Annotated in this window: 20 protein-coding genes; 5 read left to right on the forward strand and 15 right to left on the reverse strand. The window is 68.7% G+C overall.

All coding sequences use genetic code 11. The annotated features are described in order from the left end of the window. Nucleotides 1-445 precede the first annotated feature (445 nt). From AB0J02_RS42605 to AB0J02_RS42620, 4 genes are all read right to left on the reverse strand, one after another. The gene (locus AB0J02_RS42605; protein WP_363199296.1) at nucleotides 446-2,839 is read right to left on the reverse strand and encodes a Helicase associated domain protein; all 2,394 of its coding nucleotides are present in this window, start codon (nucleotides 2,837-2,839) and stop codon (nucleotides 446-448) included. 128 nt (nucleotides 2,840-2,967) lie between these two features. Further along, nucleotides 2,968-3,597 (reverse strand): hypothetical protein, encoded by a 630-nt coding sequence (locus AB0J02_RS42610; RefSeq protein WP_363199297.1) that lies wholly within the window; start codon nucleotides 3,595-3,597, stop codon nucleotides 2,968-2,970. Next, entirely contained in the window at nucleotides 3,594-4,586 is a 993-nt protein-coding gene (locus AB0J02_RS42615) for a RelA/SpoT domain-containing protein (protein WP_363199298.1), read from the reverse strand. Before AB0J02_RS42615 ends, AB0J02_RS42610 begins: the two co-directional genes overlap by 4 nt. 40 nt (nucleotides 4,587-4,626) lie before the next feature. After that, a complete protein-coding gene (locus tag AB0J02_RS42620) occupies nucleotides 4,627-5,820 on the reverse strand; it encodes a nucleoid-associated protein (protein WP_363199299.1) in 1,194 nt (397 codons plus the stop codon). 249 nt (nucleotides 5,821-6,069) lie between these two features. Between AB0J02_RS42620 and AB0J02_RS42625 the strand changes: the two genes are divergently transcribed. Both AB0J02_RS42625 and AB0J02_RS42630 read left to right on the forward strand, forming a co-directional pair. Further along, a complete protein-coding gene (locus AB0J02_RS42625; protein WP_363199300.1) occupies nucleotides 6,070-6,303 on the forward strand; it encodes a hypothetical protein in 234 nt (77 codons plus the stop codon). Between the two features lie 320 nt (nucleotides 6,304-6,623). Continuing rightward, nucleotides 6,624-6,989, forward strand: coding sequence for a hypothetical protein (locus AB0J02_RS42630; RefSeq protein WP_363199301.1), 366 nt, complete (start codon nucleotides 6,624-6,626; stop codon nucleotides 6,987-6,989). A gap of 27 nt (nucleotides 6,990-7,016) precedes the next feature. On the opposite strand, the gene AB0J02_RS42635 is transcribed toward AB0J02_RS42630, so the two are convergent. The 4 genes from AB0J02_RS42635 to AB0J02_RS42650 are packed head-to-tail and all read right to left on the reverse strand — an operon-like array spanning nucleotide 7,017 to nucleotide 11,594. Beyond that, on the reverse strand, nucleotides 7,017-8,444 hold the full coding sequence (locus AB0J02_RS42635; RefSeq protein WP_363199302.1) for a hypothetical protein: 1,428 nt from the start codon (nucleotides 8,442-8,444) through the stop codon (nucleotides 7,017-7,019). After that, nucleotides 8,441-9,259, reverse strand: coding sequence for an ATP-binding protein (locus AB0J02_RS42640; RefSeq protein WP_363199303.1), 819 nt, complete (start codon nucleotides 9,257-9,259; stop codon nucleotides 8,441-8,443). Before AB0J02_RS42640 ends, AB0J02_RS42635 begins: the two co-directional genes overlap by 4 nt. Then, a complete protein-coding gene (locus tag AB0J02_RS42645; RefSeq protein ID WP_363199304.1) occupies nucleotides 9,253-10,074 on the reverse strand; it encodes an ATP-binding protein in 822 nt (273 codons plus the stop codon). The genes AB0J02_RS42640 and AB0J02_RS42645 overlap by 7 nt, the downstream gene beginning before the upstream one ends. Further along, the gene (locus AB0J02_RS42650; RefSeq protein WP_363199305.1) at nucleotides 10,071-11,594 is read right to left on the reverse strand and encodes a Mu transposase C-terminal domain-containing protein; all 1,524 of its coding nucleotides are present in this window, start codon (nucleotides 11,592-11,594) and stop codon (nucleotides 10,071-10,073) included. The genes AB0J02_RS42645 and AB0J02_RS42650 overlap by 4 nt, the downstream gene beginning before the upstream one ends. Before the next feature lie 517 nt (nucleotides 11,595-12,111). On the opposite strand from AB0J02_RS42650, the gene AB0J02_RS42655 reads away from it, so the two are divergent. Next, on the forward strand, nucleotides 12,112-14,310 hold the full coding sequence (locus AB0J02_RS42655) for a Helicase associated domain protein (RefSeq protein ID WP_363199306.1): 2,199 nt from the start codon (nucleotides 12,112-12,114) through the stop codon (nucleotides 14,308-14,310). A gap of 184 nt (nucleotides 14,311-14,494) precedes the next feature. On the opposite strand, the gene AB0J02_RS42660 is transcribed toward AB0J02_RS42655, so the two are convergent. The 5 genes from AB0J02_RS42660 to AB0J02_RS42680 all read right to left on the reverse strand — a co-directional run bounded on the left by AB0J02_RS42660 (nucleotide 14,495) and on the right by AB0J02_RS42680 (nucleotide 18,067). Continuing rightward, the gene (locus AB0J02_RS42660) at nucleotides 14,495-14,740 is read right to left on the reverse strand and encodes a hypothetical protein (RefSeq protein WP_363199307.1); all 246 of its coding nucleotides are present in this window, start codon (nucleotides 14,738-14,740) and stop codon (nucleotides 14,495-14,497) included. An 866-nt stretch (nucleotides 14,741-15,606) separates the two neighbouring features. After that, a complete protein-coding gene (locus AB0J02_RS42665) occupies nucleotides 15,607-15,939 on the reverse strand; it encodes a metalloregulator ArsR/SmtB family transcription factor (protein WP_363199308.1) in 333 nt (110 codons plus the stop codon). A 177-nt stretch (nucleotides 15,940-16,116) separates the two neighbouring features. Beyond that, a complete protein-coding gene (locus tag AB0J02_RS42670) occupies nucleotides 16,117-16,491 on the reverse strand; it encodes a hypothetical protein (protein ID WP_363199309.1) in 375 nt (124 codons plus the stop codon). A 230-nt stretch (nucleotides 16,492-16,721) separates the two neighbouring features. Then, nucleotides 16,722-17,477 (reverse strand): transposase family protein, encoded by a 756-nt coding sequence (locus AB0J02_RS42675; protein WP_363199310.1) that lies wholly within the window; start codon nucleotides 17,475-17,477, stop codon nucleotides 16,722-16,724. A gap of 206 nt (nucleotides 17,478-17,683) precedes the next feature. Continuing rightward, nucleotides 17,684-18,067, reverse strand: coding sequence for a MerR family transcriptional regulator (locus tag AB0J02_RS42680; RefSeq protein WP_363199311.1), 384 nt, complete (start codon nucleotides 18,065-18,067; stop codon nucleotides 17,684-17,686). A 63-nt stretch (nucleotides 18,068-18,130) separates the two neighbouring features. Between AB0J02_RS42680 and AB0J02_RS42685 the strand changes: the two genes are divergently transcribed. Then, complete coding sequence (locus AB0J02_RS42685; RefSeq protein WP_363199312.1) at nucleotides 18,131-18,919, forward strand: SDR family NAD(P)-dependent oxidoreductase; 789 nt, start codon at nucleotides 18,131-18,133, stop codon at nucleotides 18,917-18,919. A 156-nt stretch (nucleotides 18,920-19,075) separates the two neighbouring features. On the opposite strand, the gene AB0J02_RS42690 is transcribed toward AB0J02_RS42685, so the two are convergent. Both AB0J02_RS42690 and AB0J02_RS42695 read right to left on the reverse strand, forming a co-directional pair. Further along, entirely contained in the window at nucleotides 19,076-20,011 is a 936-nt protein-coding gene (locus tag AB0J02_RS42690; RefSeq protein WP_363199313.1) for a hypothetical protein, read from the reverse strand. A gap of 67 nt (nucleotides 20,012-20,078) precedes the next feature. After that, a complete protein-coding gene (locus AB0J02_RS42695) occupies nucleotides 20,079-21,068 on the reverse strand; it encodes a MerR family transcriptional regulator (RefSeq protein ID WP_363199314.1) in 990 nt (329 codons plus the stop codon). 93 nt (nucleotides 21,069-21,161) lie between these two features. Here AB0J02_RS42695 and AB0J02_RS42700 point away from each other — a divergent pair, with 93 nt between their 5' ends. Further along, nucleotides 21,162-22,658 (forward strand): alpha/beta fold hydrolase, encoded by a 1,497-nt coding sequence (locus AB0J02_RS42700; protein ID WP_363199315.1) that lies wholly within the window; start codon nucleotides 21,162-21,164, stop codon nucleotides 22,656-22,658. Nucleotides 22,659-22,886 lie beyond the last annotated feature (228 nt).

The following is a 22,886-nucleotide window of genomic DNA, read 5'->3' on the forward strand; positions in this document are numbered from 1 at the left end:
GGGACCACTGCTGAGGTACGTGGACGGGGAGGCGGCGACGATCTGGGTCGAGGCGCGCCGGCCCGCGCGCCTCGCTCCGCGAGGACGACGCGCCGTCGCTACGCGACGGAAGGTAGCCCGCTCCGCGGGCTACCGGCCACTCCGTGGCCGGGGTGCTCCACTCCGTGGAGCATCTGGTAGGTCGATGATGGGCTGATCGCTCCGCGATCAGCCCATCATCTTCGGTCTCCGGTGACCTTTAACTCTGCTGGTGGCTAAAGTAGTTGGGAAGACGCCCGCTCCGCGGTCATCTTCTGGCTGGCTATCGGGTCGTGGTGGCTTGCGTGGTGTCGGTTCTTGATCCCGCGCCCTGGCTTCGCTCCTCCAGCGTAGTGGATGAGGAGAGCCGAGAGGCACTTAAGGAAGCAAAAAACTATGGGATCTTCGAGAGATCCCCTCCTCCTCTTCAGGAGGAGCGAGCGGCTTCAGCCCAGTCTCTTCCGAGGATCTCTTGCATCAACTGGCAGTGTTCTTCGGCTAGTTGACCGGCTGCCTGCTTGGTGCGTGTCTTGCAGAGCCATGGGCCGATCATGATGCGCTCGTCGTCTACCTCGATCCACTCGCGGGCGCCTGGTGGACGTCCATGACGCTCGACGAAGGCGCGCAGCAGGGTCGTCGTCTGTTCGAAGGTGCGGCGTGTTCTCCGTCTGGGCTGGCTCGCGTTGGGTGCTGGTTCGTGGGCGGGCAGCGGGGTTCGGCCGGGGGTCAGGCCGAGGTGGGTGAGGAAGTCGCGTTGTTGTTGGGCGAGTTGGTGCCAGTTCGTGAACTGGCGGTGGAGCCAGCCGCCGGCCTTCACTCCGTCGATCACGGTGTCGCGGTGCAGCATCGCGGGGTCGTGGCCGGATTCGATGTGGCGGCGCAGCAGGTGGTATTTGCGGTGCCAGTCGGGTCCGTGCGGGAGGGTCCAGTGGGGGTCGAGGGCGGTGAGTTGGGCATGGCGGTCGGGAGGGAGACGGTCTTTGCGGGCCAGGGCGCGTTGGTCGGTGAGGAATTGGCCGCCGGGCTCGGTGGTGGGGATGGCGAGGTGGCCGTGTTCGGCGTGGAAGGCCTCGACGGTGGTCACGTGGCCTTGCCAGGTGGCTTTGCTGTCGTCCCAGACCATGCCGAGGTTCTCGAGTTCGGTGATCCAGTCGGGAGAGAGGGTTCCTTGGTGGTGGGCGGTGCGTTGGCCGGTGATGAAGGTGCCGAGGCGGTAGCCGAAGGCGTCTTCGTAGTCGGTGGGGACGCGGAGGTGGCCGTGTTCGGCGTGGTAGCGCAGGGCGGCTGCGAGGCCGGCGCGGCGGGGGGCTGAGAGGGTCGCACCGTCGGAGGGCCAGGCGAGCAGGTCCATGGCCCGGGCGATGGAGTCGGGGTCGAGGGTGAAGTCGAAGTGGAAGCGGCGGGCGAGGAGTCGGTGGGTGTCGCGGTCCAGTCGCCGGGGGGTGGTGTTCCGGGGGGCACGGGCTGCGATCGACTGGTCGTGGTGGCGTAGCGCGGCGGTGACCAGCCAGAGCGCCTCGTAGGGAGTGTCGAGCAGGTCGGTGGGGTCGGCGCCTGGCGGGATGTAGGCGGGGATGATGAGGCTGGCGGTTTTGGTGGCGAGGGTGGGGGGCTTGCGCAGCGCCCGGCCGAGGGCTTGGACGATCTTGCGGACGCTTGCCGTGCGGTCTGCGAACACCACGGCGTCCACGGCCGGTAGGTCCACGCCTTCGCCGAGGACTTGGGCGTTGGTGATTACGCTGCGGTCGGCTTGGGCGAAGCGGGTCAGGATGCGGGTCCGTTGGTCGGGCGTGTGGGTGCCGTTGATCGACTGCACGAGCAGGTTCTGGGCCCAGGCAGGACGCTGCTGAGTGGGGAGAGTGCGCAGGGTGTGGCCGAATTGGCGGGCGAAGTCGGCAGCGTCCGCGATCTGCTGGAAGTAGACGATCACGTGCTTGAGGTCGTGCTCGGTCATGGCTTTGAGGACGGCCAGGTGCAGGGCGGTGGTGCGGCGGGCTGTGGCGGTGTGCGTGTCGGGGTCGGTGAGGTGGGTGCGCAGGTCGGTGTCGGTGATCGTGGGCACCAGCAGCTGGTAGTCGGCCAGGACGCCGTCGTCGATCGCGTCCGCGTGGGAGTAGGTGTGCAGGCGGGGGCCGAAGACTCGTCGGTCGTCCATCGACGCGATCAGCGAGGGGGCCTCCCACTGTGGTGCGGTGGCCGCGGTCCGCTTGGGCAGCGGGCGCGTGTCGGGGGCCTCGGTCAGTCGGGGCGCTTCCCACTCGTACGGTGTCGCGGTCAGGTACAGGCGTCGGGCGGCGCGGATGCGGGCCTGGTCGTGGAGCACCGTCCACTGCTTGTCCCAGCTGCCCGCGGTGCGGTGCGCCTCGTCCACGACCAGGAGGTCGAAGACGGGTGCGGTGAAGACGGAGTGCTGCGTCTCCTCGATCCGGGGCAGGGAGTCGAGGGTGACGAACACGGTTGCCTTCTTGTGGCGGGACAGCCAGTAGGCGAGGTACTCCCCCGAGCCTGTGCTCTGCGCGCCCGCGGCGGCGAGTACGGGGTGCTTGTCCGCCTGGAGCGAGGAGACGGCCATCAGCGGCTCTGTGCGGCCGTCTGCGCGGGCTGCGGCTGCCCACTGGGCGATCAGGTCCAGCGACGGGACAGCGATTAGGAGATGGTGGGCGCCCAGGGCCTCGGCGGTGCGCAGCGCGATCAGGGTCTTACCCGTGCCGCAGGCGGAGACGATGTGGCCGCGAGTTCGTGGGCTCCGCAGATGCCGCACCGCCGCATCCACCGCATGCCGCTGATCGGGGCGCAGCGTGCGGCGAGCAGCAGACGTCAACGACATCGCAGTCGCAGACTCAGGACTGGTGGACATTCGCGTACAACCTCGGGCTCGCGGCGGGCATCGGCCTTTGTCATCCTCCCGCACGCAAACGGGACGAGGCGCGGACGGTCGAAGCGGAGGCCTCAGGGTGATGCGGGGCTGGGCGGAGGCTGGGCGGGTACCGGTTGGTTGGCGGCAGAGGTGGTGGTCTGTTCGGCGAGTTTGCGGTAGCCGGTCACAGTGAGAGCGCGCCAGGCGCGGTAGAAACCGAAGGCGGTCGTCAGGCCGAGGGCCGTGATGGCGCCGAGGATGAGTGAGCGGTGCTCGAAGGAGTAGCGCAGCATGGCCAGGTCCGCGGCGATGGTCAGGGCCAGGGTGTTGAGGGCCCATCCGCGGCAGATCCGCATACGGGAGCGCGCGTAGTCTGCCCGGGCGGCCAGGACCGGGAAGTCAGCCAGTTGCAGACGTGCCTGGGCGTAGCCGGCGTCGGACGGGAAAGAGTGTGTGCGCAGCCGGCGGCGGTGCGGCGTGAGAGCGGCGTCGGCCGCCCGGTCAATGAGGATGCCCAAGGCGTAGGCAGCGGCGAGGCCCACGCCGGCGGCCGCGGACGATCCTGCTACGGGAGTGAGCCTGGCCGTGGTGGCCGGGCCGATCAGTGCGATGAGGAGCAGCACGGCCGCGGTGAGTGCGCCGATGCCGACGACGAGAACCTCGATGAACATCGCGGTAGCGGCTACGAGAGCAGGGGGTTCCGGCTGTGGTGAGCTGCTCATAGTGCGATCCCCCAGATCTGTGCCATGTCGGTGAGCATCGTTTCGGGTAGCTCGCTCTTGTTCCAGGTGCTCTTGAGGCGGAAGCGGGCGTTGGCCAGCCGCTCAAAGATGATCAAGCTCTCCGGCTGGCTGGCCAGCAGGTAGCGGCCGTGCTCCAGGAAGTGGGCGCTGGTGGGTCCGTAGTCTGCATAGTTGCGCTGGATGCGCTCACGGAAGTGTTCGGTGAACTCGGCCAGTTGTTCGCTGTAGGCAGTGCCCTCGTCGATGGTCTGAGACAAGACGCCCATGACGTCCTGCGACAGGTCGCGGCTGAAGGGATGGTCGGTGAACGTGCGATAGGTCTGCTCGGCGAGTTCGAGGAGTTGCTTGCTGCGGGCGAGTTCAGGGTCCTGCCGTGCCAAAGTTTCCACCCCCCGCGCGACCTCGAGGTCAAACAGTTCGACCAGGGCAATCAGACGGTACAGCGAGCGACTGACAGCGGCGGGTGGGGTGAAATCGGGCTTGTACAGGAGCTTGTGCGACATGCGTGCCCACAAGTCGACTGCCTCGGTGCGGAGTTGGATCTCGCACTCGTAGGGGATGCCGTCGGGGTCTTGTAGCCCGCCGACCATGACAGCCTGGATGTGCAGGCGTGGGTAGCGGAGCAGGTCTTCCTTGCCGACGTCGTCGCGGTAGTCCTGCACCTCCACGATCTTGAGGTTGTCCTTGATCGTCTCTAGGGCAGGATCGAGCAGACCGCTGTGCGGCACGATGATGCGCAGGCCCGCTTTGTCGGTGATGTCCTTCCAGGGGTCTGCGTAGCCCTTGCGTGGTGAATGGGCCTTGGCGTTGAAGCTGGTGAGCTCTTTGGCTCTGGCGCTCATCTGGCAGTCGACGCCTCTGCGGGCGATGTGGTGTGCAAGATGCGCTTTGGTCTCTTCGACTGCCTCCTCGATGCGTGGCCGCTCTTGCCGGTAGCGCTGGAAAGCTTCTTCGGCGGTCAGGGGCATGCGGGGGCTGCCACGGGCGTCGGGGGTGTGGTGGTGAGGTTCATGTCTGAGCTGGCGGGAGTGTGTTGCTGGCGGATTCCTGGGTGGCTTGGGCCGGGATAGCCACGACGCTCTCGAGTCCCGGAATCATTTCCTTTTGGGCGGGCGCGGGCAGTTCTGCGGGCTGGGTGGGCGGCTTGGGACGGCGGCCCAACGCGGTGCCACTGCTGGTGTTGGTGAGGGTTGAGGTGACCGTGACGGTGGTGCGGCCGTCTTCGAGGTCCTCCACCACGACCGTGCCGTCCTGCACTGCTTCCAGGGGCGCGACCAGGAACGCACCATTCGACAGATCGACGCGCATCTTCTGCAGCCGGTTACTGATGAACTCGGTGTTCTTGTCGAAGGTGCGGACCGGGACGTCGTTCTCCTCGAGGAACTCGGCGAAGTCGTCGTGGTGCGGTTCCTTCAGGTGGGTCTCGATGAACGTCGCGGGGTCCAGCGTGGGAGTGGAGTTCTGGAGCTCAACCATGACGGCCATGACGTAGTCCACCCGCACATCGGAGTGGGTGAAGCGGCTGTTGACCCAGTCCATGGCCACGTCGTGGAAGCGGCGGGTGAGTTCGCGGGGATCGTTCTGGTGCCGGCACCCCAGGAACTTCTCGAGGAAGAAGCGGGCCACGTCCTTGCCCGATTTCTGAGGGTCTGCGGCCCACCCGTGAAGCCCTGAATCGGCCAGTCCCTCTTCGGAGAAGAGCGCCACCTTGTAGACCTTGGACTTCTCGGTGAACAACAGGTTGGCGAAAAACTGCATGTCGAAGGTGCGCAGCCCGCCGGCCACGATCTCGTTGGCCTGCATGCCGGTCTCGTGTTCCAGCTTGACCATCAGCAACGCGCGCCGGTTGTTGAGTCGGGCGGCGGCCACCAGGAGGAGGCCAGAGGAACTGGTGCCGTTCTGGCTGTCGCGCAGCGCATGGGCCAGCTCTCCGGAAACTTCCACCAGGTCCTGCCCGCCGCTGAGGAACGACCGGACAGCGTCGGGCAGGCCGGACTTGAGTTCAGGGTCCTCCACGACCTCGCGGCCCAGACGGTCCAGGACGTCACGGAGCTTGCCCTGCAGCGCCGTGCGCCCGCCGTCGTCGAGTCTGCAGGCTGTCTCGCTGAGCTTGAGCGGAACGGGATCTTGGTCTTTGGTGCGTTGGGGCACTGCATGGACGATGGCCTGGTCAATGACGAGGTCCCCGAAGTCGGTCCGCACTTCCCCACCCACGCATCCCCGCCCGCACCCCCGAGGCCGGACGCTGCTGTCCAGGCGCGGTCCGGGCAGTGATTCGTTTCTGTCCGCGGCGCGCGTCTGTGCCGTATTGCCTGACATGCGACCTGGCAGAAGCCCGATGGCCGCTTGTCCGTGTCACATGCCAAAAACCGTGTCGCTCATCGTAACGGGGCAGACCATAGTTCCAGCCGGGGCGTCGGCGACGGTGGCCGAACTACAGTGCTGGGCGGGGTGCAGGGGCTGCCCCTCGCCCAGCACGCCAGTCGCGGGCCGGCTCAGGCAGACTGGCTGGCTGGCTGGCTGCTCCAACCGGCCGCGACCGCGCAGGGCTTCCGGCACGATCTGCCCGAACAGGCCCCAGACGACGCTTCGATGACCGATACTGGCGAGCAGGTCTGGCGTGCCCGCAAGAGGATGCACGCGACCGACGAGCAAGAGAAAGGCGGCGCGGAAAAAGCTAAATGAATTGGCTTAAGGGTTTTATCAGCAGTCTTTTTGTTAGCCGCAACAGCTGACCCACCCTGCCCAAAAAGCCGAAGAAAAGCTCCTCCGCAAAAACCGCCGAACCAAGCCTCTGAACCACCCCACGGGACCACCGAACCGGTTTCCAAGGGGGCTAGCAAGCCTGCCGTAAAACACCACCGGCCCGCCCCGATGCGGCGCCGGACCTCGGCATGCCCTCACACGGCGCACCTGTGCCGCCTCACTCCGTCCCAGCCGCTCTCCTGCGGCTCGTTCAGGCATGAGGCGGCCCAGCCGTCACGTGCTGGAAGGGCATCCACGCGATGAACTCGTCCTCCCTCGGACCCATCGGCGGCATCCTGGCCGGACTTCCCGCCGTCCTGGCCGGTGCCCTGGGCGGCGCACCCTGGTGGGCGGTCGGAGCGATCGTCATCGCCGCGTACCTCGCCGTCCCCCTCACCAGTCTGATCCTCGACCACAACCGCCAGCGAAAAGGAAATCTCGTCGACGAGAAATTCGCGGCCACCCTCGATCAGATAGCAGACCCGGAAAAAAGAATCCAAGCCATCATCAACTACCGTCAGGCCGCAACCTCCACGGCCGTTCCGCAGCCACCACCGGAACCGCCACCGGGAGCGCTGCCGCCCCCGGGCCCGGACGGCACCAGCCAGTCAGCGGCATCCGCCTAGACGACCGGGGCCGACGGGACGCGTCGTTCACAGAGCAGCCGTTGGTCGAGCGCTGGATGAACCGGGCCTGTCAGACGGCGTGGTGGCGGGCAGGTTGCGGCAGCGGGCGGCGGCGTGCCAGTCCTGTGCGGGGTGCGGGTGTGTGACGGCCGGGATGTCGAGGCCGGCATCGCGAATCAGGTTGTCGAAGCGAATAGGGGTGCCGAGGCAGCCGGCGAACAGTCCGAGGTGGTCGGTGGTGCGCGGGGTACGGCGGCGGAAGGCGAGCGCGGCGGCGAGCAGGGGGCGGGCGCGGGGTGGGATGGCGTACATGTGTCTCGGGCCGGGCGGCATGCCGATGTGGATCCGCGAGTCTCGATCGATGGCCAGGCGGGTGGTGTGCTCGTCGACGCTGGCAATCTGGGTCATGCACAACAAGGATTGATCGGTGCCGGTGAACAGCAGGGCGGCCGCTGCGGCGGCGCGCAGCGGATTGGGCAGGTGCGCGGACAGGACGTGGGCCACGTGCGGGGTGATCGGCACGGTGGTGATTCCGGGCCCGCCCCGTTCGTTGAGGTCTTCAGGGACGTCGAGCTGGAGGTGGCGGCTGAGGAACCCCATCTGGGCTCCGCGTATGCGGGCGAGTGTGTGCTGAGGGCTGGGGCTCGAGACGGTGAGACGGGCCAGGAACAGGCGCAACCCCTCCATGTCCGGGCCGGCGTCGGGCTCTTCCTCGGCAACATCTGTGGCCAGCGGCCAAGGCGTGCCGGTCGAGGCATGGTGGCGGGCGAGCCAGGTGCGGGCGGCGGCGTAGCCCGCCTGGTACTGGCCGTCGATGCGGGCGAAGTCGGCTTCGTCGAGATGGAGTCGGCACTCGTCGCGGAAGGCGGCAGGGTCGCCGCCGGGCAGGTCGGGCAGCGGATGGACCTGGTCGGGCGGAGGCGGGCGCAGGGGCGGGGCGGTGACGGGCGGGCCGATGGCCTCCGCGATGGCCGACGTGCCGGTAGCGGTCCGTAGATCGGTGAATCGGGCGGCGGCGAGAAGGCCGCGCAGGCGTTGCTCGGCGGCCTGGTGGGGTGTGTGGGCGATGAGGACGAGGCGGACGCCGGTCTCCACGCGCCAGGTGGCAAGACGTCTCAGGCGCTCGGGCGTGAGGCGGTGGGCGCGCAGCACGATGGCCTCTTTGAGTCCTGTGGTCAGGGTCCAGCAGGTCACCGCACGCCAGGCCGCGTCGGTGGACATGCGCTCGGCGTCGGGGTGGGCGAAGCTGTCGCGGCCCATGGCGCGCAGCAGGTCCAGAGCCAGGTAGGCGAGGCTGTTGGTGTGCGGGGTGGGATCAGCGGTGATGCGGCCGCCCGTGGGGTGAGCACGCTGGCAGGCGGCGTGCTGGACGGCGCGGTCGTCGCCCTCGTCCAGGAGCAGCAGGACGGGCGGCAAGGTGGCCGGTGTGAGGGCGGCGGGGGAACATTGGATCATGGGCGGCATGAGGTGTCGATGCGGTCGAGGGTCTGCCGCAGCAGATCAGGGTCCGGCTGAGCGCGCCCGGTGGCGGACAGGGATCGCTGCACGTGATGGGTGAGCAGGGCCCAGCGGCGCAGGTTGCCCTGGGCGAAGTGGCCATCCAGGAAGCGGAGTTGGTCAGGATCGACGGTCTGCCACACCGGGTGCAATGCCCAGGCGGCGCTCGGAACCGACACACGGGCGAGCGGTCTGAGGGTCAGCCACTGGGCGGTACGGGTGGCCAGCATCTGCCGAGCGCGCAGGGCCTTCTCGCCGCGCTGGCCGGCGATCAGGACCACGCACAGGCCGTCAGGGGTGTCGTCGTGCAGGAACCGCAGGTACTCGAAGCACGACTCGGACATGCGGTCGGCTTCGTCGATGACCACGATGTACGCCTGTGCGGCGAGCGCGCGTCGGATGAGCGCATCGGCGAGAGCGGGCGCTGCAGGAAAAGCGTCGTGGAGGCTGAGAGCGTCGTGCAGGTGGGCGCGCAGATCGGCCGGTGTGGGCCTGGCTCCCAGACGCAGCGGAACGTGGGACCGGGGGAAGCGGGTACGGGCGACATAGTGGACGGCGAAGGTCTTGCCGACCCCGGCGTCGCCCAGCACGCACAGAAAGCGCCGCTGCTGGTGGGCGGCGGCGAGGGCGTCATCGGCTGCCCTCAGGCCGGGAGTGACCACGGTGCGGGCGCCGGCCAGGCGGAGGAAATGCAGGTGCCCGGGCGCGGCTGTCCCGGCCAGGGACACCAGCTGCGTGGCGGCACCGCCGGGCGGCCCTGGACCGGTCAGCACCGGTCCAGGGCCCAGTCGACGACCTCGTCATCGACCTGTTCGGCGCCGAAGTACTCCATGCCCTTCAGGACGTGCTTGGTCACCTTCACCCACTCACGGAAGGAGCCGAGTGCGTACTGGGTGTCGATCCGCCTGAGCAGCGCCTCGTCGGCACCGCGCCACACGGGGTGGGAGTCCGGAACCGTCTTGAGGATCTCGTCCTCGGTCATCGCGAGGATCTCCAGACGGATGTAGATCCTGGAGGCCAGTGCCGGGTCGCTCTGCAGCGTCTCGTAGGCCTCACGGCCGCCGACGAACACGATCGCGGGCTGAGGAGCGCAGTTGTCCCACAGCTTGCGCAGAAACTCGAAATTCTCCCTGCGGTACTGCTGCGCCTCGTCGCACACGATCACATACGGGCGGCGCGGCAGGGCTTCGCGCAGCAGCTTGTCGAACGCGGTCGGTGTGCCGGGCATCTTGCAGTTGAGCCGCATCTGGTGGAACAGCTCCTCGCGCAGGTCCTTGGGTCCAGGGCGGGAGCGGGCGAAGTCGAGGGGGAGGATCAGGTCCGGGTTCATCTCCTGGATCGTGGCGCGGGTGGAGAAACTCTTGCCGAGCCCCGGGTCGCCGTAGATCACGGACATGGCCCTGGACTCGACGGTGTCGATGACGGTGTCCTTGATCTGCAGCAGGGTGTCTGTGGCGACCAGCGTGGAGTCCTTCAGACCGAGAAAGTGCTGCGGGTACAGGTCGGGACGGCGCCTGGACGTCTCACTCGCCGGCGCGGCCGACTGACGGCGCTGGCCAAGGTGCTTGCGCTTGGGGGCAGTTGTCACCAGGTGCCGTCCTTGGGTTCGGTGTCAGTGGATTCGCTGTCGGTGCGGTCTTGGCCGGGGCGTTTCCAACCAGCCGGGACGGGAGTCAGGGGCCGGTACGGCTGGGTGCGGCGCCGCGGCACTGCGGGCGCCTTCGTACCGTCGAGTTCGGCACGGGCCTCCTGCTCGGTCATCCGCAGAGCCCGAACAGGCACTTCGGGCCGGGTGGACGGCAGGTGGCGTCCCCGCCGGCGCTCGCCGGAGCGCTTCAGGGCCGCTCGCAGTGCCTTGCTGTGCTCGTCGCGTTCGAGGAGCACCTTGGCGCGCAGGTCCTCGCTGGCCTCATTGCTGAGGAAGGCCCGGCCCAGATAACGGTTGCCGCGGAAGGAGTACAGATCGATCTCGTGGGTGTGGTGCGGCATCCACCGCACCCGCACCTCCAGCCCGATCCGGCCCACCCCGTTCTCCGGCATATAGGCGCGGCCCGCGAACTCCACCCCATGGCTGGTGATCTTGTGGACCTTATGGTCGCTCTCCAGCATCAGAGCACGCAGCTCGCACCCGTTCGGTTCGGGCCGGATCTCGGTGGGATCCGCCTGCCAGGCTGCAAGCGGCGTCATCTTGGTGCGTTCGATGACGTGCTCGGTGTTGTGCTCGGCCACCCACTCCCCCAGCAGAGCAACGAACGCCTCGAACGTCAGCGGTGGATCCCCATCACCGAGGCGGCGGCGGTGATCGAGCCGGGGCGCCTTCGTGTAGCGGGGCAGGTCAGCGAAGAACCGGGTCATGCTCGTACGGTTCAGGCGTTCGATGCCGCCCTTGTGCCGGGCACTGCGCACCCGGTGCACCGGGACACCGAGGAGCCCGAAGGCCCGTCGGACGGTTTTGGACAGGAAGTCGGCGCCGCCATCCACGCGCACCAGGTGCGGCAGCCCCCCGGCCGGGCCGTAAGGATCCTCGCGCAGCACCGACATGCGCACCGCCGCCAGGACCGACCCCCGGTGCGCGGAGCCGGCGGTGACCGCCCAGCCCATCACATAGCCCGTGCCACGGTCCTCGAACCACGTCACCCACACCCTCGACGGCTTACCGTCCGGCATCATCACCACGGTCTCGGCCTGCTTGTGGTCGCCCTCCCACACCGCGTTCCGCGCCACCTGCGGCCGCTGAAAGCACGGGTCGAAGCCGCGGGCCGCCGGGACTCCCTCACGCAGGCCCGCCATGAAACCCGGATCGAGATCCCGAGCGATCGCATCATGCAGCGTCGTCAGCCCCGGCGGCTTCTCCCCTGCCGCCACCGCTACCTCGGCCAAGCGTTCGTGAGCACGCCTCACGTTGCCCTGATAGTCAGCGAGGACATCAATGACCTCGTCGGTGACCCTAAAGCGGCGGCGTTCCGGCTTCTCCGGGCTGCCCGTCTCCTCCGCACGGGCCAGCCAGCTCCACACCGTCCTCTTGTGCACACCCACCGCGTCAGCGACCAGCCGCACATGCGCCGTCGTTAACTCCCCCGACCCGCGCAGCCGCAGCAACTGGGCCACCGCAGCGGGCCTGAGCTCATCCCGATGCCGCCCCAAACCGCCATCCACGGCCCCAGGGGCACCACCACCCGCCATCACCAGAGCCGCCCATCGCACCAGGAGCGAACCGGCAACCAAGCAGTGATCACAGCGTCAGCCTCCGGCCGTCAACTACCGCCCCACACAGGGCAGTTCACATCGCACCCGCGGCAGGAGCGACGAATGAGACGCTAAAGCCGACACCCCGGCCCCAGCCCCACAGACCACCCGAGCGGGTGACAGAGCTCCACTCCACCTCCGCCCCACACCCTCATCCGCTATAGAGCACACCCCGAAGGAGGTCCGGCGAACACAACACCGACCAATCCGGGATCACACCACCACCAAATCCGGAACACCACCACCAACATCAACCACCCGGAACCCCGGCCGACCAGCACAGAAACAAGCCCACATCAGTGGCACGAAAACCCGAACACACCAGTGGCGTCTCCCCCGAACCTCACAACTGCGGCTGTGGTTGCGCGGTCTGGATCAGGTGACCGTGTTCGCCACGTACGCCTCGCTGGGCCTGCGCACCCTCCAGCGGGCTCACGCGGGAGGCGTAGGGGTCTGGGACCTGGTCGTGGTCGATGAGGCGCACCGGACGTCGGGTGATGCGGGGAAGCCGTGGGCAGCGGTGCACGACCAACAGCAGATCCCCGCGCAGCGTCGGTTGTATATGACGGCGACGCCGCGGGTGTGGGAGGCCGGCGGGGATGCGCCGCGGATGGTGGCGTCGATGGACCGGGACAGTGTGTTGTTCGGGCCGGTGGCGTATGAGCTGAAGCTGTCGGAGGCGATTCGGCGCGGGATCGTGGCGCCCTACCAGGTGGTCTGTGTCGAGCTGCGGGACGAGGACGTGCACCAGGCGCTGCGGGAAGCGCCGTTGGGTACCGATCACGTGCGCGGTGCCCGGCTGGCGGCGCTGCAGACCGGACTGTTGACCGCGGCCGTGGAGGAGAAGCTCCGGCGGGTCCTGACGTTCCACAGTCGGGTGGCGGAGGCGGAGGCGATGGCGGCCGGGGTGCCGGCCGTCGCCGAGCAGCTGCACGCCGATGATCCGGACCGGTTCCCGGCCTCCGAGCAGGTGCGGGCGCAGTGGCTGTATGGCGAGCACTCCCCCGGTCACCGCCAGGCCGTCCTGCGGGAGTTCGCTGCCGACTTCATCCCGGGTGGGAACGGTCGGGAGGTGAAGGCGGCCGTGCAGATTTTGGCGTCCGTGAAGGTGCTGGGGGAAGGTGTTGATACCGCCCGGTGTGATGCGGTTGCTTTTATGGATGCGCGGGGGTCGATGGTCGATATCGTGCAAATGGTGGGGCGTGCTCTGCGTATCAAGCCGGGTGAGGGAAAACTCGCCACGTTGGTCGTTCCGGTATTCCTGGGACCGGGTGAAGATGCGTCGGAAATGCTGGCTTCTGATGCCTACGGCAGCCTCGCGAAAATCCTTGGTGCCCTGCGGGCGCACGACTCGGATGCGATCGAATCGCTGGCGGATCCCCGTGTGCGCAGCGGGAGTTGGGAACGGGACGAGGGCCAGGACGCCGTCGTTGAGAGCGACGTCGACGGGTCGGAGAGCGACAGCGAGGTAGACGCCGAGACTGAGACCGACGGTGAGGCGGTGGTGAGCGGGCCGGCTGCGGAGCTGCTGAGGTTCAGTACGCCGCGGGATCCCGCGTTGATCGCGCAGTTCATCCGGTTGCGGATCATCGATCCGGAGAACGCCTACTGGCGGCGCGGCATCCAGGCCTGCATCCAGTACCTGAAGGAGACCGGCAGTCAGGTGTTGCAGGTGCCGCAGCGGTACGTGACGCCCGACGGTTGGGCGCCTGCCGGCTTCCCGTTGGGCGGGTGGCTGGCCGATCAGCGCAAGTACTACAACGCGGAGCTCCTGGAGGCGGAGCGGGTACGGCAGTTGGACAGGTTGGGCATGGTCTGGAACGCCCACGAGAGCGCCTTCGACGACGGCCTCAACGCCGCCCGGGCGTGGGCGGAAGAGCACGGGCATCTGCTGGCCCCGGTCAGTGCGGTGGGTGCGGGTGGGTTCCCGGTCGGGGTGTGGCTGAAGAACCAGCGCGCGGCCGCGCGACAGGCACGGGAGGCGGCTCTCGCGCACGAACAGGGACAGAAGGTGGCCCCGGGTGGGTGGGGGCTGGCCGAGAGCCGTGAGGACGCCCTCGACGCAATCGACCCCGGCTGGTGCCCGGGCTGGGACACCGGCTGGCAGCGCTGCTACCGGCTCTCCCAGAACCACCTCGACGCCGGCGGCACCCTGCCGCGTGAGGCCGGGGCTCTGGTCGTGCAGGGCGAAGACCTCGGCGCCTGGGTACACGCGCAGCGCCTGGGGTGGGACAGGCTCGGACCGGCACAGCAGTGGCTGCTGGAGAGCGTGCTGGGCGTGGCGGAGGCCGGGGAGGAGGAGCGGCCGGTCCGCCGGACCCAGGACGACAAGTGGAATCTCAACCTGAACGCCGCACGCCGCTTCCACACCCGCGAAGGACACCTGAACGTGCCCAGGAAGCATGTTGAGGTCGTACCCGTCGACAAGGCCGGACGACGAGGTGCGACGGGTGCTGAGGCCGCCGAAGACGGGGCGCCGGTGGCACTGGGCATGTTCCTCGCCAACACCCGCCGCCGCGCCGACAAACTCACCCCACCACGACGAGCAGACCTCGACCAACTCGGCATGCGCTGGTGAACGTCTGGGCGCTGGCACGAGACCTCGGCATTCGTGCAGAGTACTGCTGCCCGGTCGTGTGCTGATCGCTGTGCTTGCGTCCCTCGCAACGTCTTTCTTCAGCGTCTGCGGAGCGGGTGCCAGTTGTACCTTCGTCGCAGCCACTGCATCGTGCACGGCGGCAATGCCGCGTGCGCTGCCCAGGTCAGCCAGAAGCTGTGCCGCCATCCCCGCTACGCCAGCAGGATCGGACCAGCGGCCGTGGCTCGGCGGCCATGAGCACCAGGACCAGGTCATTCGTGCGCAGCGGGGCCGGGTGCTGCTCGCCGAAGCCGCGGAAAAGCGCGCGTAAGGCCAGGATGAAGGTCAGCCATCCCAGGACCGAGACGATGAACGTGCTGGAGATCGCCAGACTTTCGTCCATCCGCACATGCTTCTGTTCCCCCGCCATGCCGGCAGTCTGCGGTCGCAGCGCCGACGGCACATGAGCAGGCGTACTCAAGTCCCGCAGCGACGGTCACGAGCGCCAAGACCACCTCTTGGTGGCCAGAGCGACGTGGCTCGCCGATGCTGCGGCCTCGGCGGCATTGCGCGCGGCAGCAGAGCTTCTCCACCGGGAGGTCGCGGTCGGCCGTGTGCCGGTCGACGGGCTCGCATCCGGACCGGGCTGGAGTCGATCCAGCTTCGCTGTACGGAGCCGTGTTTGGTAGCCCGCGTTCCTTCGAAGACGCGGCTCTGCTGCTTCACCTCTTTGCTGAGGGAGACTGCCGGTCGTGCAGATGAGCGGCACCCGGCCCCCGGCCGAGTGTGCCTCGTCGAGCATTCGGCCCGACCCTCCTCTCGCCACCGGCCGCCGGCGAGCTGCGCTCGCAGATCTCTATGGCGCGAACTGTGCCTGCAGGAGTGGGCCGAGCCGCAGGCGACGTGCAGCACGGTGATCTCGGGGGCCAGGGCATCGTCGGTGGCCTGCCTCGCCCGGCGGGCTTGCTCGCCGACCCGCCAGGCATGGAACGAGGAATGGGCCACCTGCAGCAGCTGGCACAGCAGAGCAACGTTGTGAGTGGCCTTCTCCGCCTCGATTAACGCATACACCGCGCTCATCGATCGCTCTCCTTCGCGAAAAGGACCGCGGTTTTCGCAGTGCCTCGGCGGTCTCGGCCTGCATACGGGCCAGCCTGCGCAGCCAGCCCAGTTCCTCCTGCTCAGCCGTCCAGCGCCGTCTGGCGTTCGCCGCCGTGATCGCTGTCGGAACGGTCCTGCCGGCGCTGCCCGTCGCTTCCGAGAAAGGGGGGCCGACCGACTTCGTCGACGCTCTGTCTACCTCTCGGCATCCTGGAGCTCGGCCAGCAGAGCGCTCTGACCGGCGAGGAGTTCGGTGAGGATGCGACGTGCCGCCCTCAGGAGTTCGGCGACATCGCCTCCGGCCAGGGCGTAGCTGACCGAGGTGCCCTCGCGGATGGAGACGACGATTCCGGACCGGCGCAGCACGGCGAGCTGTTGGGAGAGATTGGACGGTTCAATGTCGATGTCGGTGAGCAGATCCCGTACGGACACCGGCCCGTTCTGCAGCAGCTCCAGAACACGGATGCGCACAGGGTGGCCGAGCATGCGGAAGAACTCTGCTTTGACCTGGTAGAGGGGGCGCTGCACGGGATCGCTCACTTCCCTGTCTCGGATAAGGCTGCGGACGGGCGCGGCGGCCCGGCTGCCCGGTGCTCTGTCCGATTCTTTACCCGCCGGGGCCGCAGAAGCCGAGAGTTCGACAGATGCAGACATAGAGACTTGAAGAACTCTGCAATTAGCGGGCAAAAAAGACGGCGTCGGAACTCAGATCTCCAGTTGCTCCTCGGCGCGCTTGAGGTGATGCCGTGCCATGGCGAGGTTCGACCGGCCCTTGTCGATGACGAGGTAGATGAACAGCCCGTTCCCGGACCTCCCGGCAACTGGGCGGATGAGGTGGTACTGGGTGCCCAGGGTGATCAGGATGTCCTCGATCTTGTCCTGAAGACCGAGCGTCTCCATGGTGCGCATCTTGGCGCGGATCACGTCGGTGTTTCCCGCAGCGGCGACGGTCAGGTCCAGGTTTTTCCCGCCGCCTAAGGTGCCGAGCGCCATGCCGCTGGTGTAGTCGACGACCGCGGTTCCCACTGCGCCCTCGACCTCGGTCAGCAGGGTCTTGAGCGTCACTTCCACACTGGTCATGAATTCTCCTCGGTAGAGAGAGGTACGAGGGCTGCTTCCCGGCCCCTGTGGGCAACCTAGGTGGCGCGAACCTCCCTGCGCGGCAGCTACCCGAAGCGGCTGCGGCGGGAGGCCTCGACGCGGTAAGGCACCAGTCAACGCCTGCCACATACGCCGGACGAAGTACGGCAACGCATCCGTCGGTTCGTAGCGCTGTGAGCACGAAGGCCAACAGTGAGCGTTTTCCATCCTCACGCTGATGCGTGGTGAAGGACGAGGACGGCCTTGACGACGTCGGTGATCCGGTTGGTGCTGCAGCGAAGTTTCCGCAGGAGCCGCCAGCCCTTGAGGATGGCCATGGTCTGCTCACCGAGGCAACGGATCTTGGCGTGGGTGGTGTTGTGGCGGCGCTCCCATCGCTTGATCCGTCGGCCCCGGAACGGGACCCTGACGGGTTCGCCGGCGCCTTGATACGCCTTGTCCGCCCAGCATTTGAGCTCCGCATCCGCGAGGGCTTCGATGATCCCGTGCTGTCGCGCGGCGGTCAGATCATGAGTCGGGCCGGGCAGCGCGGGCGAGGCCCAGAGCCGTCGCCCGAGCGGATCGGCGAGGACCTGCACGTTCATGCCGTGGCGTTTGTGTTTCCCCGAGTAGTACGGGGTGTCGGCGGTGATGCGGTCGATCGGGAGCAGGGTGCCGTCGAGGATGACAAACGCCTTCTCCCGGATCGTCTCATTCGCCTCGGCGAGGGATGGGGCGGGGGCGGACAGGACGTCGACGGTCTCACGTATGTAGCGGAAGACGGTCGCGATCCCGATGTTGAACCCGTCGGCCGGTTGGGCGTACGTGTCGCCGCACCGCAGGTGAGCCAGGGCGAGCAGGGCCTGACATGCGGCAGACAGGCGCCGCCGCCGCGTCCCGATCTCCCGCCGCCTGGAGACCAGTCGTCCGGTCAGGAACCTCAGGGTGCGGCTGGAGAGATCAATCGAGGACGGGTAGGCGAGCACGCGAAGCTCCTGGCGGACACGGGTGATCTTGGTCGAGACCGTCTGCCAGGAGCTTCGCCGTTGCGCAAGACCGTCCAACTCGCGGTCAGCACCGCCAGCTTGGAATGAGCTCAATGTCTCTGTCCCTCACCGCGGACATCAGAACGGACTCGTTCTCCGCCACGTCCTGCGGACCCGTACCCATGTCCATGTATCGCCTTGTCGTCTCAAACGGAGCAGTGGGGTTGGCCGCCGAGGCCGGTGGGGGCCGCTGTGCCCGTGAGGTACTGGTCGAGCATCTCGCGGCGCTGAGCGATCTGCTGCTCTTGGCGGGCGAGTTCGTCGCGGACCTGCCGGACGCGGGCCAGGAGTTGCGTGCACTCGCCCGCGGGCGGTGTCGGTCCGGTGCAGGGAAGGATGTCCCGGATGATCTGGGAGGGCAGCCCCGCGCTGTAGAGGTCCTGGATAAAGGCGACCTGGCGGACGGCTTCCTCTCCGTACTCCCGGTATCCGTTGGAGCGGCGGTCGCTGGAGAGCAGCCCCTGGTCCTCGTAGTACCTGAGCGAACGGGTGCTGGCCCCGGTGGCCCTGCTGAGTTCTCCGATGCGCACGCCGTCTCCTTCATCGAGCCAGGCTTGACATTGACGTTAATGTCAGAGTTTACCGTTTCGGGCATGAAGACGAAAGAAGAGACGAGGCGGCGAACCGCGGTCGTGACCGGCGCCGCGACGGGCATCGGCGCCGCGATCACCGAGCGGCTGGCCGGGCAGGGTATGCACCTGGTCCTGGTCGCACGGGACGGCGCGCGTCTGGAGGCGGCGGCCAAGCAACTGCGCGCCGAGCACGGGGCCCAGGTATCCACGCTCGCACTGGACCTGTCACACCAGGGTGCTCCTTCCCGGCTGGCCGAGTGGCTGGCGGACGGGGGAACCGAGGTCGACGTGCTGGTCAACAATGCCGGCGCCAGCCTGATGGGGCCGGTCGCCGACAGCGATCCCGCACGGGTGCGGGGCCTGGTCGACCTCAATGCCGGCGCGGTGGCGGAGCTGACGGCGCTTCTGCTGCCCGCCATGATCGCGCGGGGCAGGGGGGCGATCGTCAACATCGCGAGCACCGGTGGGTACGCGCCCGCTCCGTACGTGGCGGCCTACGCGGCCTCGAAGGCTTTCGTGCTGTCCTTCACGCAGGCGGTCTGGGCCGAGACGAGGGCAACGGGGGTGCGGGTCGTGGCGGTCAGCCCCGGTCCGACCGACACCGCGATGAACACCCGGCGTATGCCGGGCAAGCGCGGGCCCGGTTCCGTCGCGGACACCGTGATGTCCGCCTTGCGCGGCCGGGGCCCGGCAGTCGTGGACGGCCGCCTCAACGCGTTCCAGGCCTTCGTCTTCGGTCGCCTGCTGCCCGCGTCAGTGGCTGCCCGGATCGCTGAGCGGTCCCTGCGCAAGGCGGCGCTCGGGAACTGAACTTCCGCGCCCGTCCTGAATCGCTGGCAGCCCGCCAGCGCGCGGCACACCGGGCAGCTCACGCTCCCGGCCCACCTGTTTGCAGGTCACACGGCTGGCGCATGACCTGCTGTGCATGAACTCGGGCTCGTCGTCCGCCATGGGCGTGCTTCTTTCTCAGGTCGCCGTGCAGCCGTGGTGGGCCATGGCCCGCGGGTGGTACGCCTTCATGAAGGCCTTCAGGGCCTTTCGCCGGTCTGCGGTGTTGTCGGGGCGTTCGGCGAAGAGGTCGATCTCGCTGACGAAGACGTGTTGCTTGCCCTTCACGGAGCAGCGGGAGACGGCCATGGCGCCCATGTCCGTGACGACTCCCTTCTCGCCGGGGCCCGGGACGCGGACCGGGTTGCCCTCCCTGGTGAGTTCCCGCTCCTTGACCTTCAGCGGATCGGTGTCGACCGTGGTCACGGCGTCTTGTGTCCGGAAGACTTGTGCCTTGTCGACGAAGACCTTGCAGTACCAGATGCTCTGGCCGGTGGGCTGTGCCTTCACGGTCTCGCCGTCCGGCATGAAGTCGGACAACAGGCCGGGATCGATCCGGGTCCCGCACACGTTCTTCGGGAGTGTGTAGTCGCGGCCTCCGCCGCCGCATCCGGCCGTCAACAGCAGTGTGCCCACGGTGGCCAGCGCCGCCGCGGCAGTGCGGATGCGACGGCCCCGTACGGATGCCATGGCCGACGTGTTCGGCGGGGTCTGAGCTGGGGCGGGGTCGGTGGGGATCACTGGTCTCCTGAAAGTCCTCGTGCTCGGCCGTTGCCGTCGAAGGCGGCGCCGTTGATGTCCTGGGTGAGGGTGTAGGGGCTCTGGCCGTGGTCGGGGTTGGCCTCTGGTCATCGGGTCGCGGCCGAAGTCGTCGTCACCGAGGAAGTTGAGCTTGGGTACTTGGACGCCCGTCCCTTGCAAGTAGTGGTCGGGGAGTTTCATCTTCTTCTCGGTCGCCACCAGGGCGTCGCCGTACTTGTTCATGAACGTGTTGTCGTAGTCGCCGGCGCGCATGAAGTTGCTCACGGTCTGGAAGCCGTAGGCCTCGCCGCCGCGCACCTTGATGCGCACCACCAGCCTGCCGCAGCACAGCACCTGACTAGGTGATGGCCGTAGCGGCGAGCCGAGTGTGCCCGGCAGCTCAGGCCGCGAGCCGCGTGTCCAGCGCCGCGAGCAACCAGTCGTGCGCGGTGCCCGGGGTCGGTTCCGGGCGGCCGCCCTCCGGCGTGAGCAGATCCGCCACCAGCTCCCAGTAGCCGTCGAGCCGTGGGTCGACCGACAGTTGCCTGGCCAGTTCGCGGCGGAACGCAGGCGTGTCGCGGCGGCGGAGCACGCTCGCGTACGTCGCCACGAAACAGTCGAGCGCGTCGCCCTTCTCGGGGTTCGCGCCCGCGCGCATCTTCAGGGCGGCAAGGTCGTAGGCCTCGGCGAGCCCGGCGTAGAGCAGGGCGGATTCCCGCTCGCCCGCCGCATGGTGCGCGGCAGGCTGCGTGGGGTGTGCCGCCGGACCGGTCGGGCAGGGGCCGGACACCAGGGCGCACAGCCGGGCGAGGGCGAGCACCTGCGCCGGTGACGGGGCGTCAGGTGGCTGCGGAACAGCGGCGTCGAGGAAGGCGGCCCGCGCCTTCGGCGGCATCAGCGGCGGCAGCCAGGCCCGCCAGAACCCGGCCAGCGGCGCCGTGTTCGGCGGTGCGCCCAACGCGCCCACGAGGCGCAGCCGCTCCGCGCGCTCCCTCGGGGCGGACTCCTGGACCAGTCGCAGCGCGGATTCCTGCCAGCGCAGCGCGCTCAGCCGCGAACCGAGTGTGCGCAGTTGTCCCGCCACGGCGTCCTCCAGCGCTCCCTGCGCACCGGCCTGTTCCTCGACGATGCGCCGCACCTCCGGGACGGGCAGACCCAGATTGCGCAGGGAGCGGATGAACGCGAGCCGGTCCAGAGCGTCGGGGGCGTAGCGGCGGTGCCCGCCGGAGCTGCGTGCACGCTCCGGCAACAGACCTTGGTCGGAGTAGAAGCGGACGGTCTTCACGGTGGTGCCCGCCTGTTCGGCGAGCTCGCCGATGCTCCATGGACCGTCGGACGTCGACGCGGGCACAGAACCGGGCTCGGGCTCGGGCTCGGGCGGCAGCGGCACTTGAACCTCCCTCAGGGGGAGTTCCTAACCTACCGGCCACCGCGGCGGGCTGATGGACGGCCGTCGACGGCAGAGACCCGAGGAGTGTGGGGAATGACGGAATTCGTGCTGGTGCCCGGGCTGTTCACCGGCCCGCGGGTGTGGCGGGCCACGGCTGAGAAGCTGACCGCCCGGGGGGCGAGGACGCACACCGTGGATCTTGGCCCGGCGGACGATCCGGAGACGCACATCGCCCGCGTGGTCGAGACCGTCGACGCGATCGGCGCGGCAGGGGACGAGCGGGACGTCGTCCTGGTCGGGCACGACTACGGCATGCACCCGGCGGTGGGCGCGGCTGATCGGCGCGCGCACCGGGTCGCTCGGATCGTCTACGTCGACACGGCTCTCGTGCAGGACGGTGTGCCGGCGCTTGTGGCCCTCGCCGACCACGAGGTGCGGGAGCGGCTCGCCGCGGCCGCCGATACGACGGGTGAACTGCCGCCGCCCGCGCGGGACGAGTGGCACCGCTGGGGCAGCACGGCGGGCCTGTCCGACGAGGACCTCGACCTGCTGACCGCGTCCGCCGCGGCCCAGCCGCTCGGGACGCTGGCGCGGCCGTTGCGGCTGACCGACGGGTCGGAGGGGGTTCCGACCACCGGTGTGCTCTGCGCGGAGAGCGGCGCGACCATCGCCACCGTCCGCATGCTGCTGAACTTCGGCGATCCGATGCTCAAGGCCCTGGCCAGGCCCGACGTCACCTTCTTCGAACTGCCCACCGGACATTGGCCGATGCTGTCCTGCCCCGAGGAACTCGCGAACGTGCTGCTCGCGGCCGCCGCGGGGATGGGGACCAGCCTCATGACAGCGGAGGAGGAGCCGGAGACGCCCGGTTATCTGCGCCCCTTCCTCTTCGACGTACCGGAGATCCCCCGCGAACGCCGCGGCACCATCGATCTGTACGTACCTGAAGGCGCGGAGGTGCCGCCGCGGCCCGCGATCCTGTTCGTGCACGGCGGTCCGGTGCCCGCCGGCGCAGAGCCCACTCCGCGCGACTGGACGACGTTCGTCGCGTACGGGCGGTACGCCGCGGACCAGGGCGTGGTCGGGGTGACGCTCGACCACAGGCTGCACGATGTCAGCGCCTATCCGACGGCCGCCCGGGATCTGGCCGACGCGGTGGCCGAGGTGCGCGCCGACCCCCGTGTCGACGCGGAGCGGATCGCGCTGTGGTTCTTCTCCGGCAGCGGGCCGATGACGGCCCCGTGGCTCAGCGAGCCGCCCCCGTGGCTGCGCTGCGTGGCCGCCTGCTACCCGATCATGGCGCCGCTGCCGGGCTGGGGCGTGAACGACCCCGGGTTCCGGCCCGCGGAGGTGGTGGCGCGTGGGGGCACGCTGCCGTTTGTCCTTGTCCGGGCGGGCCTGGAGAGCTCCGCGGTCGCGGCGACGGTGGCCGAGTTCGTCGCGGCGGCCGAGGCGGGCGGCGCCCCGGTGACGGTGCTCGACGTGCCGGACGGACATCACGGCTTCGAGGGCCTCGACCACACCGACAGCGCGCGCACGGCCGTGCGGGAGGCGATGCGGCTGGTGCTGAAGCGGCTCGGGTCCGGGTGACTCTTCTCCCGGGGGCGCGCGGTCGGTCCTCGCGCGCGCTTCCCGTGGCCTTCTCGTTCCAGTCGCGGTCCGGCAGCGTGTACGCGTACTCGCTGCCCCGGCGCTCCCTGCGACGCTTCAGCCGCCGGGGAGCGGCCGGCACGAGAAGCCACGGGATGCCACACACGTGGCTTCCGCGCTACGCGGCGGTCCGGTATCCGGCGTCGAGTTCCGTGCGCAGTCGTTCCC

The sequence above is a fragment of the Streptomyces sp. NPDC050264 genome (genome assembly GCF_040655895.1).
Taxonomy (GTDB): Bacteria; Actinomycetota; Actinomycetes; order Streptomycetales; family Streptomycetaceae; genus Streptomyces.

Coding starts and splice junctions, on each gene's coding strand:
- AB0J02_RS42700 (WP_363199315.1), top strand. CDS start 21,162: ATGACGGAATTCGTGCTGGTGCCCGGGCTGTTCACCGGCCCGCGGGTG.
- AB0J02_RS42610 (WP_363199297.1), bottom strand. CDS start 3,597: ATGAGCAGCTCACCACAGCCGGAACCCCCTGCTCTCGTAGCCGCTACC.
- AB0J02_RS42615 (WP_363199298.1), bottom strand. CDS start 4,586: ATGCCCCTGACCGCCGAAGAAGCTTTCCAGCGCTACCGGCAAGAGCGG.
- AB0J02_RS42685 (WP_363199312.1), top strand. CDS start 18,131: ATGAAGACGAAAGAAGAGACGAGGCGGCGAACCGCGGTCGTGACCGGC.
- AB0J02_RS42635 (WP_363199302.1), bottom strand. CDS start 8,444: ATGATCCAATGTTCCCCCGCCGCCCTCACACCGGCCACCTTGCCGCCC.
- AB0J02_RS42670 (WP_363199309.1), bottom strand. CDS start 16,491: ATGACCAGTGTGGAAGTGACGCTCAAGACCCTGCTGACCGAGGTCGAG.
- AB0J02_RS42630 (WP_363199301.1), top strand. CDS start 6,624: ATGAACTCGTCCTCCCTCGGACCCATCGGCGGCATCCTGGCCGGACTT.
- AB0J02_RS42660 (WP_363199307.1), bottom strand. CDS start 14,740: ATGGCGGGGGAACAGAAGCATGTGCGGATGGACGAAAGTCTGGCGATC.